17 protein-coding genes are annotated in these 17804 nt (G+C 68.7%); 9 read left to right on the forward strand and 8 right to left on the reverse strand.

Annotation, left to right across the window (positions count from 1 at the left end):
• The first annotated feature begins 46 nt into the window (after positions 1 to 46).
• The 7 genes from ALSL_RS07050 (at position 47) to lhgO (ending at position 7311) form a co-directional block, all read left to right on the forward strand.
• Positions 47 to 319, forward strand: coding sequence for a Trm112 family protein (locus ALSL_RS07050; RefSeq protein ID WP_126537771.1), 273 nt, complete (start codon positions 47 to 49; stop codon positions 317 to 319).
• A 135-nt stretch (positions 320 to 454) separates the two neighbouring features.
• The gene (locus tag ALSL_RS07055; RefSeq protein WP_126537773.1) at positions 455 to 2674 is read left to right on the forward strand and encodes a DUF1631 domain-containing protein; all 2220 of its coding nucleotides are present in this window, start codon (positions 455 to 457) and stop codon (positions 2672 to 2674) included.
• Positions 2671 to 3522 carry a carboxylating nicotinate-nucleotide diphosphorylase gene (gene nadC / locus ALSL_RS07060; protein WP_126537775.1) on the forward strand — a complete coding sequence of 284 codons (852 nt, stop codon included), beginning with the start codon at positions 2671 to 2673 and terminating at the stop codon, positions 3520 to 3522. Before ALSL_RS07055 ends, nadC begins: the two co-directional genes overlap by 4 nt.
• Before the next feature lie 40 nt (positions 3523 to 3562).
• On the forward strand, positions 3563 to 3952 hold the full coding sequence (locus tag ALSL_RS07065) for a DUF3301 domain-containing protein (RefSeq protein WP_126537777.1): 390 nt from the start codon (positions 3563 to 3565) through the stop codon (positions 3950 to 3952).
• Between the two features lie 2 nt (positions 3953 to 3954).
• Complete coding sequence (locus tag ALSL_RS07070) at positions 3955 to 4839, forward strand: amidohydrolase family protein (protein ID WP_126537778.1); 885 nt, start codon at positions 3955 to 3957, stop codon at positions 4837 to 4839.
• Between the two features lie 26 nt (positions 4840 to 4865).
• Positions 4866 to 6098, forward strand: coding sequence for an MFS transporter (locus ALSL_RS07075; RefSeq protein ID WP_126537780.1), 1233 nt, complete (start codon positions 4866 to 4868; stop codon positions 6096 to 6098).
• A 7-nt stretch (positions 6099 to 6105) separates the two neighbouring features.
• Entirely contained in the window at positions 6106 to 7311 is a 1206-nt protein-coding gene (gene lhgO, locus ALSL_RS07080) for an L-2-hydroxyglutarate oxidase (RefSeq protein WP_126537782.1), read from the forward strand.
• Here the strand turns inward: lhgO and ALSL_RS07085 are convergent.
• The 5 genes from ALSL_RS07085 to petA form a co-directional block, all read right to left on the reverse strand.
• Positions 7304 to 7699 (reverse strand): ClpXP protease specificity-enhancing factor, encoded by a 396-nt coding sequence (locus ALSL_RS07085; RefSeq protein WP_126537784.1) that lies wholly within the window; start codon positions 7697 to 7699, stop codon positions 7304 to 7306. The genes lhgO and ALSL_RS07085 overlap by 8 nt on opposite strands.
• 20 nt (positions 7700 to 7719) lie before the next feature.
• Complete coding sequence (locus tag ALSL_RS07090; protein WP_126537786.1) at positions 7720 to 8343, reverse strand: glutathione S-transferase N-terminal domain-containing protein; 624 nt, start codon at positions 8341 to 8343, stop codon at positions 7720 to 7722.
• 73 nt (positions 8344 to 8416) lie between these two features.
• Positions 8417 to 9145: a cytochrome c1 gene (locus ALSL_RS07095; RefSeq protein ID WP_126537788.1), complete on the reverse strand. Its 729-nt coding sequence runs from the start codon at positions 9143 to 9145 to the stop codon at positions 8417 to 8419.
• Positions 9138 to 10439, reverse strand: a complete 1302-nt coding sequence (locus ALSL_RS07100; protein ID WP_126537790.1) for a cytochrome b — start codon at positions 10437 to 10439, stop codon at positions 9138 to 9140. The genes ALSL_RS07095 and ALSL_RS07100 overlap by 8 nt, the downstream gene beginning before the upstream one ends.
• Positions 10439 to 11044, reverse strand: a complete 606-nt coding sequence (gene petA / locus ALSL_RS07105) for a ubiquinol-cytochrome c reductase iron-sulfur subunit (RefSeq protein WP_126537792.1) — start codon at positions 11042 to 11044, stop codon at positions 10439 to 10441. Before petA ends, ALSL_RS07100 begins: the two co-directional genes overlap by 1 nt.
• Positions 11045 to 11219: 175 nt before the next feature.
• Between petA and ALSL_RS07110 the strand changes: the two genes are divergently transcribed.
• Positions 11220 to 12377, forward strand: coding sequence for a S1C family serine protease (locus tag ALSL_RS07110; RefSeq protein WP_126537794.1), 1158 nt, complete (start codon positions 11220 to 11222; stop codon positions 12375 to 12377).
• A 19-nt stretch (positions 12378 to 12396) separates the two neighbouring features.
• On the opposite strand, the gene ALSL_RS07115 is transcribed toward ALSL_RS07110, so the two are convergent.
• Both ALSL_RS07115 and ribD read right to left on the reverse strand, forming a co-directional pair.
• Positions 12397 to 13107, reverse strand: coding sequence for a lytic transglycosylase domain-containing protein (locus tag ALSL_RS07115; protein ID WP_331457712.1), 711 nt, complete (start codon positions 13105 to 13107; stop codon positions 12397 to 12399).
• 308 nt (positions 13108 to 13415) lie between these two features.
• The gene (gene ribD, locus ALSL_RS07120) at positions 13416 to 14609 is read right to left on the reverse strand and encodes a bifunctional diaminohydroxyphosphoribosylaminopyrimidine deaminase/5-amino-6-(5-phosphoribosylamino)uracil reductase RibD (RefSeq protein ID WP_231700185.1); all 1194 of its coding nucleotides are present in this window, start codon (positions 14607 to 14609) and stop codon (positions 13416 to 13418) included.
• 124 nt (positions 14610 to 14733) lie between these two features.
• On the opposite strand from ribD, the gene ALSL_RS07125 reads away from it, so the two are divergent.
• Positions 14734 to 16494, forward strand: coding sequence for an ArnT family glycosyltransferase (locus ALSL_RS07125; RefSeq protein ID WP_126537798.1), 1761 nt, complete (start codon positions 14734 to 14736; stop codon positions 16492 to 16494).
• 58 nt (positions 16495 to 16552) lie between these two features.
• Here ALSL_RS07125 and ALSL_RS07130 read toward each other — a convergent pair whose 3' ends face one another.
• A complete protein-coding gene (locus ALSL_RS07130) occupies positions 16553 to 17788 on the reverse strand; it encodes a chloride channel protein (RefSeq protein WP_231700324.1) in 1236 nt (411 codons plus the stop codon).
• Between the last annotated feature and the right edge of the window lie 16 nt (positions 17789 to 17804).

A 17804-nucleotide genomic window follows, 5' to 3' on the forward strand; every position in this document is an offset into this window, starting at 1 on the left:
TTATTGTAGGGCTTCTTTTCCGCAACGCACGATCGCCACCACGCTCATGGACAAGCGCCTGCTCGACATCCTGTGCTGCCCCGTGAGCAAGACGCCGCTGCGTCTGCTCGGCCGACAGGAGCTGGATGCGCTCAATGCGGCGATCGCCCGCGGCGAGGTCCTGACCGTGGCTGGCAGCCGCGTCGAAAACGCCCTCGCCGAGGGCCTGATCACGGTCGATGGCAAGGTGATCTACCGCGTCGAGGACGGCATCCCGGTCCTCCTGCCCGAGGAGGGCATCGGCACGGTGCAGTTCCAGGATTTCCCGCGCGTGGCCTGACGGCGAGCCCCGGAGGGCTTACGCCGCCATCCCGCACCGCCGGTCATGACAGGGCGGCAGGTTTTCATCTATCGTCGGCCGGACGGGCCGCTGCGGCCCGGCTGGCCGGTCGCAATCGAGCAAAGAGGCATGGCCATGGCTGAAGCCTACGAGCCTTCCAAGGTCGTCAATCTCCATCAGCGGTTGGAACCTGGCCACCCGCGCGGCGGTGAGCTGCTGCAGGCGGTGCGCGATATGGCCACCCGGCGCCTGCAGCAACTGCTCGGGCAGATGTTCGAGCACGTCGACGATGCGCTGTTCGACCTGGCCGAAAAAGCTGAGAACAACGCCGCGCAGATGCACTATTTCGACGGCATGCGCGAGGTCCGCCGACGCCGGCTGGCGATCGAGCGCAGCTATCTTTCCCAGGTGACGCGCATGCTCGGCCCGATGCCGGTCGCGCCGCGCGCCACGACCGCGCCGTCCGCTTCCGGCGAGCTCTCGCTGGTGGCCGACGACGAGCTGGAGGAATCGCTGGCGGTCACCAGCATGGCCAGCAAGAACGAGGCCCGGCTCGCGCAGGAGCTGCATGCGCTCAACCAGCGGCTCGGGGTGATCTGCGGCGGGATCAAGCTGGACGAATCCAACAGCCCGCTCGCGCCGGCCGCACTCGCCGAAGCCTTCCGGCAGGCCATGGGCGAGCTGGAGGCCGACGTTCGCGTCAAGCTGCTCATCTACAAGCTGTTCGACCGCTATGTCATGGCCGGTCTCGATGCGCTCTATCCGGAGATCAATGCCGAGCTGATGCGGGCCGGCGTGCTGCCGCAGTTCCGCCAGGGCGCTCGGCATGCCGCGCCGGAACACGCCGCGGCGGGTGCCGCATCCGCTGTCGCGGCGGGCGGACAGGACGCCGGCGCCGCCGAGGACGTGCTCGAGACCTTGAGCCAGCTCTTCAATGCCCGCCGTGGGCGCGCACCCACCGCTCCGCCCCCGGCGGCTGCGGCGCCGGCGCCCTCGGTCCACGAGCTGCTCGGGGCGCTCAGCGTGCTGCAGAGCCAGCTGGCCGACCATGCCAGCCCGGTGCCCGCATCGACCGGCGCCCAGCAGAGCGCCGCCGATGCCGCCGCGCTGAAAAGCCTGCTCATGAGCCAGCTGGGCGCACTGCGCGGCGCCCGGCCATCGGCCATGGCCGGCATGGACGAGGACACCATCGACCTGGTCGGCATGCTGTTCGAATTCATCCTGGCCGATGACACCTTGCCGCCGACCATGCAGGCGCTGCTGGCGCGGCTGCAGATTCCCTACCTCAAGGCGGCATTGCTGGACCGGCGCTTGTTCGCCCAGCGCCAGCACCCGGCACGGCGCCTGCTGGACATGCTGGCCGAGCTCGCCAAGGGCTGGTCGCCCGAAGCGGACCGCGATCATCGGGTGTTCGACCGGGTGAAATCGGTCGTCGAGCGGCTGCTGCATGATTTCGACGACGATCTCGGCCTTTTCGAGCGATTGTGCGGAGAGCTTGCCGCCTTCCAGGAAACGCTGCGCCGGCGCGCCGAGCTGGCCGAGCAGCGCGTGGCCGAAGCCACCCACGGTCGCGAGCGACTGGAGCTGGCGCGCCGGCGCGCGGCGCGGGAAATCCTCGACCGCATCGGCGGGCGTGCCCTGCCGCCGCTGGTGCACGGCGTGCTGGCGCGGGCCTGGGCCAACTACCTGGTGCTGACCCTGCTGCGCCAGGGCGAGGATTCACTGGAGTTTTCCGAAGCGCTGCGCTTCGTCGACGAATTCATCGCCAGCACGCTGCCGGTGCGCGACGCCGAAAGCCGGCAGACCCTGCGGCAGCTCATGCCGCGCATCGAGCGCAGCCTGCGCCGGGGCCTGGCCAGCGTGGCCTTCCAGGAAAGCGACATCGAACGGCTGCTCGCCCAGCTCACGGGCTACTACCGTGAGCGGCTGGGCGAGGCCCCTGCGCAGGCTGCGTCGTCCATGGAAGGCCCACTGCCGATTCCCGACAGCATCCAGCCCATCGTCGAGCAGGAAGCGCCGGCGCTGCAGGCCGAACGCGAGGCCGCGACGGCGCCGCCGCCGGAGATCCCGCAGCTCGAACAGGTCTACGCGCTCAAGCCTGGTACGTGGCTCGAGTTCTGTCCCACCGGCGCCCCGGCCGAGCGCGCCAAGCTGTCCTGGATCAGCCCGATGAGCGGTCGCTATCTGTTTGTCAACCGCCGCGGCCTCAAGGTGGCGGACTACGCCCCGCACGAGCTGGCCGCCGCGCTGGCCGCCGGCAGCGCGCGCGTACTGCCGGCCGAACCCCTGTTCGACCGTGCCCTGGACGCCATCGTCGACCGCTTGAGCCAGCCGCCTGGAACGCCGGCGGCATGAGCGTGGCACTCGAACTTCCCGCGGCCGCCCTCATCGAGGCCGACGTGCGCCGTGCGCTCGCGGAGGATCTGGGCAGCGGCGACGTCACTGCCGAGCTGCTGCCGGCCGCGGCCGCCGCGGAGGCCGTACTGACCTGCCGCGAGCCGGCCGTGCTCGCCGGCCGCGCCTGGTTCGAGGCCTGCTTCCGCGCGCTCGATCCGCAGACGCGGTTCAGCTGGGAAGCGGCCGACGGCGAACGGGTGACGGCCGGCGCCGTGCTCTGTCGCCTGGGCGGGCGGGCCCGCGCGCTGGTCAGCGCGGAACGCCAGGCACTCAACTTTCTGCAGCTGCTGTCCGGTACCGCCACGACCACCGCCGCGTACGTGGCGGCCATCGCCGGCACCGGCGTGCGTTTGCTGGACACCCGCAAGACGCTCCCGGGCCTGCGGGCCGCGCAGAAATACGCGGTGCGGGCGGGCGGCGGCCACAACCATCGCCACGGTCTCTACGACGCCATCCTGATCAAGGAAAACCACATTGCCGCGGCCGGCGGTATCGCTGCCGCGGTCACCGCCGCCCGCGCCCTGCATCCCCGCCTGCCGGTGGAGGTGGAAGTCGAGGATTTCGACGAACTCGCGCAGGCACTGGCCGCCGGTGTCGACCGCATCATGCTCGACGACTTCTCCCTGCCCGATCTGCGCGAGGCGGTGGCACGTGTCGCGGGGCGCGTTCCCCTCGAGGTCTCCGGCAACGTCGACCTGGCCGGCATCGGCGAGCTGGCACGGACCGGCGTGGATTTCATTTCCGTGGGCGCACTCACCAAGCACGTGCGCGCCATCGATCTCTCCTTGCGCCTGCGGCTCGTCTGAAACTTGCCGGTGCCGTGGGGCAAGTCGCACACTCGGCGGCATGGGCAACGCGTTCGATTTCGTCTTGCTGCTGCTGGTCGCGGGCATCGCCGCGGCCTGGCTCGCGCTCACCCGCATGCGCGAGCACGCCGGTGCCGAGGTGCGGCGGCAATGCCGGCGCCGCGGCCTGCAGCTGCTCGATGACAGCATCGGCTGGCGCGTGGTGCGGCTGCGTCGCGTGCAGGGTCGGTTCCATCTCGCCTGCCGCTACGATTTCGAAGTGAGCATGGACGGTGCCGACCGTGCCCGCGGCAGCCTGTGGATGACCGCCGCCGGGCCGGCTGGCATCACCCTGCCCGAACGGCCGGAGGCCGCGCTGCCGCCGTCGGAGACGCTGCCTGACAACGTGATTCCGTTGCGGCCGCGCCGCCGCGAAGGCCAGCACCACTGAGCATGGCCGCCGACCCGTCCGCCGCCGCGCCGCCCTGTCCGCCGCCACGACCGGACTACGAGCCGGCGCGCTTCCCGCTGCCGCCCGGCGCCTGCGACGCCCATGCGCACGTGGTGAGTGCCGACACCGACCGCTATCCACTGGTCGCCGCGCGTAGTTACACCCCGCCGCCGGCACCGGAATCGGCCTATCTGCGCATGCTGGAAGCCACCGGCATGAGCCGCGGCGTGCTGGTGCAGATCAGCGTCTACGGTACCGACAACCGCTACATGCTCGAAGTGCTCGGCCGCCATCCCCGGCGGCTGCGCGGGATCGCGGTGGTCGATGCCGGCGTCGCCGAAGCCGAACTTGCGCGCATGCATGCGCTCGGCGTGCGTGGCGTGCGACTCAACGTGCTGTTCGGCGGTGGCGTCGGCTTCGACGCACTGGAGACGCTGGCGGCCAGGATCGCGCCGTTCGGCTGGCATCTGGAGCTGCTGCTCGACGCCCGCCAGTTGCCGCCCCTGCTGTCGCGGCTGACCACGTTGCCGGTGCCAGTGGTCGTCGACCACATGGGCCACATGCCGGCCGAGCTCGGCGTCGCCCATCCCGGTTTCCAGGCCCTGCTCGAGCTGGTCGGTCGGCAGGGCGGCTGGGCCAAGCTCTCCGGCGCCTATCGCATCGATTCCGACCAGCGGCACTACGCCAACGCCGCACGGCTGGCCGCGGCGCTCATCGAGGCCGCGCCCGAGCGGCTGGTCTACGGCAGCGACTGGCCGCACGTGGCGGTGCCCCATGCCATGCCCGACACGGGGCACCTGCGCAACTTGCTCGGGGAATGGATCGCCGACGCGACCCTGCGCCGGCGCATCCTGGTGGACAACCCCGCGGTGCTCTACGACTTCTAACGCGCGCCCTGCATCGAGGCCTCGCCATGCAATGGTTCAAAGAGCTCAAGCCCGCCGAACGCCATGCCTTCGTCGCCGCCTTCGGCGGCTGGGCACTGGATGCGCTGGATTTCATGGTCTTCACTTTCGTCATCTCGACGCTGATCACGCTGTGGGGCATCGACCGCGGCCAGGCCGGCATGCTCGGCACGGTCACGCTGCTGTTTTCCGCCGTCGGCGGCTGGTGCGCGGGCATCCTGGCCGACCGCTACGGTCGGGTGCGCGTCCTCCAGTTCACCATCCTGTGGTTCTCGGTCTGCACGGTGCTGATCGGCTTCAGCCAGAACTTCACCCAGATCTTCGTACTGCGCGCACTGCAGGGTCTGGGCTTCGGCGGCGAGTGGGCGGTGGGCTCGGTGCTGATGGGCGAGATCGTGCGCTCGGAATTCCGCGGCCGCGCGGTGGGCACGGTGCAGAGCGGCTGGGCGATCGGCTGGGCGCTGGCGGCGCTGCTCTATGGCCTGGCCTTCAGTCTGCTGCCCGAACAAGTGGCCTGGCGCAGCCTGTTCTGGTTCGGCGTGCTGCCTGCGCTGCTGGTGCTCTACGTGCGCCGCAAGGTGCCTGAACCTGCGATCTTCGCCGAGACCCAGAGGCTGCGTGCGACGCGCACGGTGCGTTTCACCGAGATCTTCGCCCCGGACCTGCTCAGGACCACCGCCCTGGCCAGCCTGCTGTGCACCGGCGTGCAGGGCGGGTATTACGCCATCACCACCTGGCTGCCGACTTTTCTCAAGTCCGAGCGGCACCTGTCGGTGCTCGGCACCAGCGGCTACCTTGCGGTGGTCATCCTGGGCTCGTTCCTCGGCTATCTCGGCGGCGCGTGGCTGACCGACCGCTTCGGCCGGCGCGCCAATCTGATCGTGTTCGCCCTGCTCTCGGGGGCAAGCCTCTACCTTTATACCCAGCTGCCGCTCAGCGACACGCTCATGTTGGTGCTCGGCTTCCCGCTCGGATTCGCCGCCTCCGGCATTTTCAGCGGGCTCGGCGCCTACCTCACCGAACTGTATCCCTCGCGCGTGCGCGCCTCCGGCCAGGGTTTCGCATACAACTTCGGGCGCGGCATTGGCGCGCTCTTCCCGACCCTGGTCGGCTACCTGAGCGAACGCGGCGGGCTCGGCATGGCGATCGGGGTCTTCGCCGGCGGCGCTTATCTCGTGGTCATCCTCACCGTGCTGCTGTTGCCGGAAACGCGCGGGCGCGAGCTGCACGGCTGGGATTAGCTCGCCCATGCGCGGGTACGACGTGATCGTGGTCGGCGGCGGCATCGTCGGCCTGTCCACCGCCTGGCAACTGCTGGAACGGCATCCGCGGCTCAAGCTGCTGCTGCTGGACAAAGCGGACCGTCTGGCGGCGCATCAGAGCGGACACAACAGCGGGGTGATCCATGCCGGCGTGTACTACCGGCCGGGCAGCCTGAAGGCCCGCTTCTGTCGTGAGGGTCATCGCGCCACCAAGGCGCTGTGCGCCGCGCATGGCATCCCCTTCGTCGAATGCGGCAAGCTGCTGGTGGCCACTGACGCAATCGAGGTCACGCGCCTGCGGCAGCTGTGGGAGCGCATCGGCGCCAACGGTCTGGAACGCGAGTGGCTCGATGCCGCCGCGCTAAGCGCCCGCGAGCCCGCCGTCCGTGGTCTGGCCGCCGTCCGGGTGCCAGCCAGCGCCATCGTCGACTATCGGCAGGTCTGCGCGGTCATGGCCGAGCGTTTGGCCGCGCTGGGTGGCGAGATCCGGCTCGGCTGCGAGGTGCGGACGCTCGAGGAACGCGCCGAGGTCGTCATCGTGGAAAGCCCGGCCGGCTGCTGGCAGACCCGCCGATTGGTCGCCTGCGCCGGGCTGCAGGCCGACCGCCTGGTGCGGCTGCTCGGTATCGAACCGGGTTTTCGCATCTGTCCGTTCCGCGGCGAATACTATCGTCTTGCCGCGCGCCGCCAGGGGCTGGTCAGCCATCTCATCTATCCGGTGCCGGACCCGGCCCTGCCCTTTCTCGGCGTCCACTTGACCCGCACCATCGACGGCGGCATCACCGCCGGCCCCAATGCGGTACTGGCTCTGGCCCGCGAGGGTTATCGCAAGCGCGACGTATCGCTGCGCGATCTCATCGACATGGCTGGCTACCCGGGCATCCGCCGGATGCTGCGCCGGCACCTGCGCGCGGGCTGGGACGAACTTCAGCATTCCCTGTGCAAGCGCGGCTATCTCGCCCTGCTGCGCAAGTATTGTCCGACGCTCGAACTCGACGATCTGGAGCCCCACCCGGCCGGCGTGCGGGCGCAGGCGGTGGCCGCGGATGGCAGCCTGGTCGAGGATTTCCTTTTCGTCGAGACGCCGCGCACCTTGCATGTGGGCAACGCGCCCTCGCCGGCGGCCACCGCGGCCATTCCGATTGGCCGTCACATCGCCGAGCGTCTGGCCGAGCGGGGCAGGCTCACTTGACCACGCGCAGACGCGGCGAGCCGCGTGGCGGCCTGTCGCCACCTTGATCCTCGGCCGGCGGCGACGGCGGCGGCGGCTCGTCGTCGGCCGGGAACATCATGCCCTGGCCGTTTTCCTGTGCGTACAGTGCCCGCACCGCCCGCACCGGAATGCGCAGGACATGGCTGACGCCGGAGAAACGCGCCTGGAAGGTGATCCATTCGTTGCCGAGATCGAGGTCGGCCACCGCGCGCATGGCCAGATTCAGCACGACCTGGCCATTGCGCACTGCCTGCGGCGGCACCTGCACGCCTTCCACGGCGGCGTCCACCAGCAAATAGGGCGTGAGCCCGTTGTCGCTGATCCAGTCGTAGATCGCCCGCAGCAGGTACGGGCGATTGGAGCTCATGGGCGGACCTTCGCGATCCATCAGGGACGCATCGCCTTTTCTTCGGGGGTCAGACTGCGGGCGAAACCCTGGCTGTGGAACAGCCGCTCGCCGTAGTCGATGATCGGCTTGCCCTCGCGGCCCAGATCCACGCCGAGCCACGGCAGACGCCAGACCACCGGCGCGACCAGACAGTCGGTGAGACTCATCTCCGGATTCAGGAAGAACTTGGCCGCCTTGAACAGCGGCAGCGCCGAGAGCAGGTGTTCGCGCAGACGCTTGCGCGCCGCGTCGGCGGCACGGCCACCGGCGAGGATGCCGTCCACCTCCGGCAGCCAGTCGCGCTCGATACGCACCGCCGCCAGCCGCAGCCGGGCGCGGGAGAGCGGATCGATCGGCATCAGCGGCGGATGCGGATAGCGCTCGTCGAGGTATTCGCAGACCACCGGCGTGTGATAGAGGGTGAGATCGCGGTCGACCAGGGTCGGCACGGTGCCGTAGGGATTGAGGTCGAGCAGATCGGCCGGCGGCTTGTCCGGATCCACCACGACGCGTTCGTAGCTGACGCCCTTGGCGGCCAGTACCAGACGGACGCGATGGCACTGGATGCCGGTGGCCGTGGTGTAGAGGGTGAGAACGGTACGCGAGCGCGCGCTTTGCACCATGCTTGGGTCTCCATCGGCTGGCTGGACGCGGCGGCCGCGCAGCCGCCGCATCGCGCGGTGGAAAAGACGTCCCTTAGTGGACGTCCTTCCAGTATTCCTTCTTCAGCAGGTAGGCGAGCAGGGTGAAGACGGCCAGGAACAGCAGCACCCACAGCCCGTAATGATGGCGCTGCAACGCGGCAGGCTCGGAGGCGTATTCCAGGAAGCTGGTCAGGTCACGCGCGGCCTGGTGATACTGCTCGGGCGTGAGCTTGCCCGGCTTGGCAAGCTCGAGCTTCTCGACCTCCTCGCCGCCGGGTTTCTTCACCGCGGTCTGGATGCCCTGCAGCTCCCACAGCGGGAACGGCATCGAGGCGTTCGGGAACACCGCGTTGTTCCAGCCGACCGGTCGGCTCGGGTCGAGATAGAAACCGTTGAGGTAGGCGTAGACCCAGTCGGCGGTCTTGGCGCGCACTTCGAGCGACAGATCCGGCGGCGCCTTGCCGAACCACTGCTCGGCCAACGCCTGGGGCATGTGCGAGACCACCGTTTCGCCGAACTTGGCGCCGGTGAAGTTGAGGTTTTCCATCACCTCCTTCTCGCTGAGCCCCAGGTCCTCGGCCATCCGCGAGTAACGGACGAACTTCAGCGAATGGCAGCCCACGCAATAGTTGAAGAACAGCTTGGCGCCGCGTTGCAGCGAGGCCTGGTCGCGCACATTGGCGCCCGAGGGCGGCAGACCGCCTTCTTCCGCCTGCACGGACACGCAGCCGACGACGAGCCCGAGCGCCAGCATCAACGAGGAAAGGAACCGCTTAGTCATGCGTCGTCACCCGTTCCGGAACCGGCTTGGTCTTCTCCCAGCCGAGGCGTGTGTAGAACCCGAGGAACACGAAGTAGCCGAAATACAGGAGCACCATCAGCCGACCGAAGGTGTTCTCCCAGACGGTCACGTCGACGTTGCCGAACCACGCCGGAATGACCTCGGCGGTGACGCCGGCACCCACGGCGCCGAGCAAGATGAAGGACAGCACGAACAGCATCAGCGCGACCTTGAAGCCGGTGCCGCGGTAGCGGATCGACTTCACCTTGCCGGCGTCGATCCACGGCAGCAGGAACAGCAGCACGATCGCGCCGAACATGCCGATCACGCCCCACACGGCGGTGCCGAAGAAGGATGGGATCATGCGCAGGATCGCGTAGAACGGCGTGAAGTACCACACCGGCTTGATGTGCGAGGGCGTGGCCAGGTTGTTGGCCGGGATGAAGTTGTCGTGCTCGAGGAACCAGCCGCCCATGGTCGGCGCGAAGAAGATGATGAACGCGGCGATCAGCAGGAAGAAACCGACGCCGACCAGGTCCTTGAGCGTGTAGTAGGGATGGAACGGGATGCCATCGGCCGGCGCGGTCGCCGACCAGCGGTTGCCCTTCGGCCCCTTCTTGATCTCGACCCCGTCCGGGTTGTTCGAGCCGACCTCGTGCAGCGCGGCCAGATGCAGCACCACCAGCAGCAACAGCACGAGCGGCAGCGCGATCACGTGCAAGGCGAAGAAACGGTTGAGCGTGGCATCGGCGGGGAGGTAGTCGCCCATGATCCACTCGACCAGGCCGTTGCCGATCACCGGGATGGTGCCGAACAGCGAGATGATCACCTTGGCACCCCAGAACGACATGTTGCCCCACGGCAGCACGTAGCCCATGAAGGCCTCGGCCATCAGCACCAGGAAGATCAGCATGCCGAGCAGCCAGACCAGCTCGCGCGGCTTCTTGTACGAGCCGTACATCAGCCCGCGGAACATGTGCAGGAACACCACCACGAAGAACAGCGAGGCGCCGGTGGAGTGCATGTAGCGGATCAGCCAGCCCCACTCGACGTCGCGCATGATGTACTCGACCGAGTCGAAGGCTTCCGCCGCGCTGGTCTTGTAATTCATGGTGAGGAAGATGCCGGTCAGGATCTGATTGACCAGCACCAGCAGCGCCAGCGAGCCGAAGTAGTACCAGAGGTTGAAGTTCTTCGGCGCGTAGTACTCAGTCATGTGCTTGCGGTAGGTCGGCACCAGATTCGGCGCGCGCTCGTTGACCCAAGCACCGATACGGGAAAATACATTGGCCATCAGCCGGCCTCCTTCGGATCCACACCCACCTGGATGGTCTTGTCGTCCACGAAGTGGTACGGCGGCACCTGCAGGTTCTTCGGTGCCGGCACGCCCTTGAACACGCGCCCGGCCATGTCGTAGCGGGACTTGTGGCACGGGCAATAGAAGCCGCCTTTCCATTCCGGATCGAACGGCTCGGGCTTGACCTCCGGCACGAAGTCCGGCACGCAGCCCAGGTGCGTGCAGATGCCGACCACCACCAGCCACTCGGGCTTGAGCGAGCGGTACTCGTTCTTGGCGTAAGGAGGCTGCTGGGTGGCGGAAACGCCGTCGGACTTGGGGTCGGCCAGGCGCGGATCGAGCGAGGGCAGCGCGTCCAGCTGCTCCTTGGTGCGATGGACCACGAACACCGGCAGGCCGCGCCAGGGGTAGGTGACCTTCTGGCCGGGATCGATCTTGCTGATGTCGACCGTGACCGGCGCACCGGCCGCCTTGGCGCGCGCGCTGGGTTCCCAGGATTTGATGAAGGGCACGGCCGCGGCAACCACTCCCACGCCGCCCACCACACTCGTGGTCACGGTCAGGAAGCGGCGGCGGCCATGATCGACGACTTCGTTCGCCATCAGGCTCTCCGGTACATGCAGGCCACTGGAATGCGGGTTTCAGGTGCCGCAAAAATCGCGTTAGTGTAGCGTCAGGCCACCACCCATACAATCGAATCGACCAGGGGATGAAACCGTGGACGTGCGCTCCGGCCGGCAGCGGTCCCGCTGCCTTGCCCCGTCACGAGAGCCGCTCATGAGACAAGTCGCCGGCATCCTAGCCTTCTTCGCCCGCTTCGCGGTCATCGGGCTCGCCGCGGCCTTCCTGATCAGCCTGATCTGGCCGTCCAGCGGCGACCGCCTGCGCAGCCGCCTGGGCTGGCATGCCGCCCCGCAGACGACCGTGGCGGCCGCGACTGCGCCGGTGTCCTATGCCGACGCGGTCGCCCGGGCGGCGCCCTCGGTGGTGAACATCTATGCCAACCGCATGGTCACCGAGCAGGCCATCCGCATGTATGCCGATCCGCTGCTGCAGCGCCTGCTCGGCGGCGTGCCGGCCGGTCCCGCCTACCGGCGCACGCGCCAGGTGCTCGGCTCGGGGGTGATCGTCAGCCGCCAGGGCTATGTGCTGACCAACAACCACGTGATCGCCAAGGCCGACGACATCCAGGTGCTGCTCTACGACGGACGCGTGGCCCGCGCCACGCTGGTCGGCGCCGATGAGGAGACCGATCTGGCCGTGCTCAGGATCGATGCCGGCAACCTGCCGGTGATCCAGATGGCCGACCCCAAGTCGGTACGCGCCGGCGACATCGCGCTGGCGATCGGCAATCCGCTCGGGCTCAACCAGACCGTGACCATGGGCATCGTCAGTGCCACCGGCCGGCAGCTGGACAGCAATAGCCCCGAGGACTTCATCCAGACCGATGCGGCGATCAATTTCGGCAATTCCGGCGGCGCGCTGATCAACGCGCACGGCGAGCTGATCGGCATCAACGCCCTGCTGATCGGCAAGGAAGCCGACGCCGAGGGCATCGGCTTTGCCATCCCGGCCAGCAACGCCAAGAAGGTGCTGGACCAGATCGTCGCCAGCGGACACGTGGTGCGCGGCTGGCTAGGCGCCGACTACGGCTTCGTGCCGATTGCCGCCAACAGCGGCCTGCCGGCCGCCGCACGCGGCGCGCAGATCGTCGACGTGTATCCGGGCGGCCCGGCCGCGCAGGCCGGGCTCAAGCAGCACGACATCCTGCTGGAAGTGGACGGCCACGACATCCGCAACCCGGCCGATCTGCGCCGCATCGAGGCCGACCTGACGCCGGGTCGCACGGTGGAAGTCGCCGGGCTGCGCAACGGCTCGCCATTCCAGGCCAGGGTCGGGGTGACCCGGCGCCCGCCGCCGACACCCGCGCCTTAGCCGGGAAAACCAGCCGCACCTACAGCGTGGGCGCCGTCGCCGCCAATGCGCGCGGCAAGGCCGTGCCATAGCGCTGGCGCAGGGTGGCCACGCGCTGCACGTAGACCTCGGTCTCGGCATAGGGCGGCACGCCGTTGTAACGCTGCACGGCGGCCGGACCGGCGTTGTAGGCCGCGGCGGCCAGCCGCTCGTCACCATTGAAGCTCTTGAGCAACAGGGCGAGATAACGCGCGCCGCCACGGATGTTCTGCACGGCATCGAAGGCGTCGACCACGCCCATGTCGCCGGCCGTGGCGGGCATCAACTGCATGAGCCCCTGCGCGCCCTTGAGCGAGAGTGCATGCGGCTGGAAGGCGCTTTCGGCATGGATCACCGCGCGCAGGAAGGCCTCCTCGACACCGAACTCGCGGCTGGCCGCCCGCACCGCCTCGGCATAGGAGGAAAGGTCCAGGCGCACGTGGTTCCAGTCGATCGGCGAATGCACGTCGCAGGCCACGCAGGTGGCGATGTAGCTGAACAGCAGCGTCACCGCCCTGCCCCGGCCGGCCGGCGGCACGTTGGTGTATTCCACGCTGCCGTCGGCGTGCACCACCCGATAGACCGCGCCGCGCAGCACGCGTGCGCCGGGCTGGCCGGCGAGGGATGGCCCGGGCGGCGGCGACTTCGATTCGCTGTAGCTCCAGCGGGCGAGCGGTGCGGTGACTTGCCCGGTCGCGGCCTTCCGGCCCACGCCGTCCTCCGGGCCAGGAGGCTTCAGGGAAGCAACGTGCGACACCGGCACGGCTGGCGCGGGAAGGCGCCGGCACTGCCGGTAACCCTGCGGGTTGCTGCTGAAGACGGTCTCTCCGCTTGCCCCCACGCAGCGGTACAGGGCTTCGGTATGGGCGTACGATGGCGCGCCGCAAAGCGCCAGCAGCAGGACCGCGCAGGCGCGGCCGGAAACGGCGGCCAAGCTGGCTCTGTGGACGAACGACATGCCATGAAACCCCAGGGCCGCGGCGCGGCTCGTTTCCAGTGTGCCCTTGCCTGGGCCACGGCTCAAGCCGGATCGCGCGGGCCCGCCTCGTCTGCCGCGGCGCCGGGCCGCAGCCGCAGCCGCACGTCCTCGCCGATCATGCGCCGGTCGAGCCATCGCAGCGGACGCCGCGCGGACATGTCGGTCAGCGGCGGCAGTACGAACAAGGGCCGCGCGGCATCGCCCAGGAACGTCGGCGCGACATAGAGCAGGATTTCGTCGACCAGCCCGGCTTCGAGCCATGCGCCGCTCAATCGGGCACCGGCCTCGACCTGGACCTCGTTGCAGGCATGCGCGGCCAGTCGGGCGAGCACGGCGGAAAGATCCAGCCGTCCATCGTGACCGGGGACCGGCTCGCAGCTCACCCGGGCAAAGCGGCCGTCGGGCCTGACCGTTTCATCGTGGAAGATCAGCGTCGGCACCGAGCCGTCCAGCACGTGGCTGCCGTCTGGCGTGCGCAGGCGCCCGTCCAGCACCACGCGAAGCGGCTGGACGATGGCCCCAGGCGGTGTCTCCACGTCAGCCAAGCCTGGCGCTGCATCCCCCATTTCCGACGCGACGAACGCGCCGCGGAAGTCCGCCGGCCGCAGGGTCAGGCGCGGATCGTCGGCAAGCACGGTGCCGATACCGGTCAGGATGGCCGAGCTGCGCGCGCGCCAGCGCTGCACGTCGGCGCGCGCAGCGGCGCCGGTGATCCATTTGGACTCGCCATTGCCAAGTGCGGTGCGGCCGTCCAGGCTCATGGCCAGCTTTACCCGCACGAACGGCCGGCCGCGTTCGAAGCGGCTGAAAAAACCGAGGTTGAGCTCGCGCGCGGCCTCGCGCATTAGCCCGGTTTCCACCGCGATGCCGGCGGCACGTAGGCGGGCGATGCCGCGTCCAGCCACGGCCGGGAACGGATCTTCCGCGGCGATCACCACGCGTGCCACGCCGGCCGCCACGAGCGCATCCGCACACGGCGGAGTGCGGCCATGATGCGCGCACGGCTCGAGCGTCACGTAAGCGGTGGCGCCGCGCGCCCGCTCGCCCGCCTCGCGCAGCGCGAACACTTCCGCATGGGGGCCGCCGGCACGCCGATGCCAACCGCTGCCGACCGGCTCGCCCCCCTGCGCGATCACACAACCCACGCGCGGATTGGGCTGGGTGGTGTAGAGACCGCGTTCGGCCAGGCGCAATGCTTGCGCCATGTGCAGGTGGTCGATGGCGGAAAAAGACATGGGCGACGACGTGGCCATTGGCAAAAAGCGCATCCTAACCTTGCGGTGAGCGAAAGGATGGCGTAGGCGAATCGAAAGTCGGCTCGGCGTCAATACGCGCACCGATCGCCACCGAAACTTGTGCATGCCGCTGCAACACCTTCGAAGCTCGTGCCGTTTCTGGCGCGAGGCGCCACTGGCCTGGCTCGCGTTCTGTCTGATGCTCGCTCTGCGTCTGTACGCGGTGTGGCACATGCCCGTGGACAGCGACGAGCCGCAACACCTGCACGTGGTGTGGGAGTGGACGCAAGGCCGGTTGCCATACCGCGATTTCTTCGACAACCACATGCCGCTGTTCCAGTGGCTGTGCGCGCCGCTGTTGGGCTGGATCGGCCCTCGCCCCGAGGCGCTTTTGCTGATGCGGCTCGCCCAGTGGCCGCTGACCGCTGCAACCTTGCTGCTGACCGTGCATCTGGGAAGGCGGCTGTGGAGTGTGCGGACGGGACTCTACGGAGCCACGCTGATCGGTCTGCTGCCGCATTATTACCTTGGCGCCTCGATCGAGTTCCGGCCGGACAATGCCTGGGCGCTGGCGTGGCTGGCGGCGTTGGCGCTCGTCGTGTCCGCCCGCGACTGGCATGCGCGCCGCGCGGCGGCGATCGGCTTGCTGGCCGGCCTGGCGCTGGCGATCTCGGCCAAGAGCACGCTGTTGATCGGCAGCGCCTGCCTGACGCTGGTGCTGTTGATCCTCACCGCACCGCGGGCATGGCCGTGGCGGCGCATGGTCGTCGCGATGGCCGTGGGGCTGCCGGTCATGCTGCTGCCCGCAGCGCTCGTTTTCGGCTACTTCGCCCGTCACGGCGCGGCCGGGGTGGCGTGGTACTGCATCGTCCAGCACAACGTCGTGCCTGGGCTCGGCAACTGGAACGGTCTGATCGTGCGGGCCGCGATTTTCACCGTCGCATTGTGCGCGGCGATCGTTCTCCTGCTGCGCCGGCCACCGGCGGATGCCGAGGCGTTGCGCCGCCGTTTCCTGCTGCTCTGGCCGTGGATCTACCTTGCTGCGCTGTACAGCTTCTGGCCGTTGATTCCGCGCGAACATCTGCTGCCGGCGATGCCGCTGGTCGGGTTGGCATTTGCCGTCCTCAGCGCGGAACGCGGCGATACCCTCCGATTCTGTCGGCGCGTGGCTATAACCTCGGTGGCCATAGCGCTTTTTGGATGGGAAATCTCGGCATTGGCAAACCATGCTGCGCGGCGGCCTTCTCAGTCATGTGCTGCACAATGCGATCATCGGCCACGAATGGTCCGCCAACGTATCCAGCTTTCCGCCTATCAAGATGAGCTCAAGACCCTGCTGCAGATCACCACGCCCGCCGATACGGTGATCGACGCCAAGGGCGAGAGCATCTTCCGCCAACGGCCGACCTGGCTGGTGTTCGAAGGCATCACCCGCTATCGCATCCGACGCGGCTTGTTGCCCGACGATACCGTGGCGCAAATCGTCGCCCATGGCACGCCCGTGGCCATCGACGCCAACCTGATGCCCGCAGATGCCTGGTTCGTGATCCGCCATTACCTGCCGATCGGGCAGCGTCTGCGCCTGCTCGGGCAACGGCTGCCGGCAGGATCGCAGGTGACGGTCGACATCGCCGTGCCTGCCGACTACGCCGCGGTTCGGGCCGATGGCCGACGGCTCTGGCTGCGGGTGGACGACGGCCCGGCCCAGCAACGCTTTCATCTGAGCGCCGGTCCGCATCGCCTGGCGATCGTCGGTGAGGCCGGCGGTGTATCGGCGCTGGTATGGGCCGACGCGCTGGATCGTGGATTGGACCCGGCGCGGCTGTTCCGCTCTGCGCCGCTCGCCATGACGGACGCTGCACCGGGACGGCCGGCATCACGCTGAAGCGGCCTCGCCTTCAAGGGAGGTCTGCAGCGGCCGGATGCGTCGCAGGCCGTATGGCTCACCCGTTCGACGCGCGGACTTTCGATGCCTCATGGGTGAGGACGAGTTCCCGCGCCAGGGCCTTGTAGACCGGTGACGGGCAGAACAAAGCCGACGTCGCCCGGGCCAGCAGGCAGGCACCCATCAGCGGCACCGCCATCTGGTGGGTGGCCGTCAATTCCATGGAGATGACGACGGCAGTCAGCGGCGCCTGCGTCACCCCGGCAAGATAAGCCGCCATGCCGAGCAGGACGACGGCCGGCATGTCCGCGGCGGGAAACCATTGCGCGATATCGCCGCCCAGCCCTGCTCCGACCGCCAGTGCCGGCGAAAAGATGCCGCCGGGAATGCCGGCCCAGGACGAGACCAGGTTGCCCAGGAACTTCAAGCCGCCGAACCACGGTCCTGTACTGGCGTGTCCTTCGAGTATGGCGCGGGCCTGGTCATAACCGGTGCCGTAGAGCCCGTCTGTGCTCGACTGGCTCAACAGCACCAGGACCAGACCGCAGGCCGCCGCGAAAACCACCGGCTGGCGCGAACGCAGGCTGCGAAGATACCCGCGAAACCCCATCGCCGAGGGCAGGATGAGGCGGGCGAAAAGGCCGCCGGCCGCGCCGCCGGCGACGCCGGTGAGCAGCACCGCAAGCCACGCCCGACCCAGGGGTAGATACGCGGCAACCGTGCCGAAATAAGCGTAGTTGCCGACCCACCCCAGCGACACGATGCCGGCCAGGATGACGGCGGTGAGCAAGGTGCCACTCATCCGGTGCTCGAAGGCGCCGGCCATCTCCTCGATGGCGAACACCACGCCGGCCAGGGGCGTGTTGAACGCGGCGGCCAGCCCCGCAGCCGATCCGGCGAGGATGAACCGGCCTGCCGCGGCCGGTTCGTCGAAGCCGAAACGTCGCCCGATGGAATAGAGCAAACCGGCGCCCACGTGCACGGTCGGCCCTTCGCGCCCGACCGAGGCGCCGCCGGCCAAAGCCACCAGCGTCAACACCAACTTGCCGACCGCCACCTTGAGCGACAGCAGACGCTGGCGGAAACCCTCATCTTCCACCGCGAGCGCGGCCATGGCCTGCGGAATGCCCGAGCCGCGGGTGGCGCGCAAGGCGCCTTCGGTCAAGCCACTCAGAAGGGCGAACGTCGCCGGCGTCAGCAGGAACGGCACCCATCCGCCGTGGCGCACCATCGACCGAAACAGCCCGAAGGCGCGATCGGCCGACTTGGCGAACAGCACGGCGGCCAAACCCACGGCGACCGCACCCGTC

Origin of the sequence: Aerosticca soli, assembly GCF_003967035.1 — a bacterium.
Taxonomy (GTDB): Bacteria; Pseudomonadota; Gammaproteobacteria; order Xanthomonadales; family Rhodanobacteraceae; genus Aerosticca; species Aerosticca soli.

What these genes read in the sequence shown, in the direction of transcription:
- ALSL_RS07050 (WP_126537771.1), top strand. Translation starts at nt 47, where the DNA reads ATGGACAAGCGCCTGCTCGACATCCTGTGCTGCCCCGTGAGCAAGACG.
- ALSL_RS07055 (WP_126537773.1), top strand. Translation starts at nt 455, where the DNA reads ATGGCTGAAGCCTACGAGCCTTCCAAGGTCGTCAATCTCCATCAGCGG.
- nadC (WP_126537775.1), top strand. Translation starts at nt 2,671, where the DNA reads ATGAGCGTGGCACTCGAACTTCCCGCGGCCGCCCTCATCGAGGCCGAC.
- ALSL_RS07065 (WP_126537777.1), top strand. Translation starts at nt 3,563, where the DNA reads ATGGGCAACGCGTTCGATTTCGTCTTGCTGCTGCTGGTCGCGGGCATC.
- ALSL_RS07070 (WP_126537778.1), top strand. Translation starts at nt 3,955, where the DNA reads ATGGCCGCCGACCCGTCCGCCGCCGCGCCGCCCTGTCCGCCGCCACGA.
- ALSL_RS07075 (WP_126537780.1), top strand. Translation starts at nt 4,866, where the DNA reads ATGCAATGGTTCAAAGAGCTCAAGCCCGCCGAACGCCATGCCTTCGTC.
- lhgO (WP_126537782.1), top strand. Translation starts at nt 6,106, where the DNA reads ATGCGCGGGTACGACGTGATCGTGGTCGGCGGCGGCATCGTCGGCCTG.
- ALSL_RS07085 (WP_126537784.1), bottom strand. Translation starts at nt 7,699, where the DNA reads ATGAGCTCCAATCGCCCGTACCTGCTGCGGGCGATCTACGACTGGATC.
- ALSL_RS07090 (WP_126537786.1), bottom strand. Translation starts at nt 8,343, where the DNA reads ATGGTGCAAAGCGCGCGCTCGCGTACCGTTCTCACCCTCTACACCACG.
- ALSL_RS07095 (WP_126537788.1), bottom strand. Translation starts at nt 9,145, where the DNA reads ATGACTAAGCGGTTCCTTTCCTCGTTGATGCTGGCGCTCGGGCTCGTC.
- ALSL_RS07100 (WP_126537790.1), bottom strand. Translation starts at nt 10,439, where the DNA reads ATGGCCAATGTATTTTCCCGTATCGGTGCTTGGGTCAACGAGCGCGCG.
- petA (WP_126537792.1), bottom strand. Translation starts at nt 11,044, where the DNA reads ATGGCGAACGAAGTCGTCGATCATGGCCGCCGCCGCTTCCTGACCGTG.
- ALSL_RS07110 (WP_126537794.1), top strand. Translation starts at nt 11,220, where the DNA reads ATGAGACAAGTCGCCGGCATCCTAGCCTTCTTCGCCCGCTTCGCGGTC.
- ribD (WP_231700185.1), bottom strand. Translation starts at nt 14,609, where the DNA reads ATGTCTTTTTCCGCCATCGACCACCTGCACATGGCGCAAGCATTGCGC.
- ALSL_RS07125 (WP_126537798.1), top strand. Translation starts at nt 14,734, where the DNA reads ATGCCGCTGCAACACCTTCGAAGCTCGTGCCGTTTCTGGCGCGAGGCG.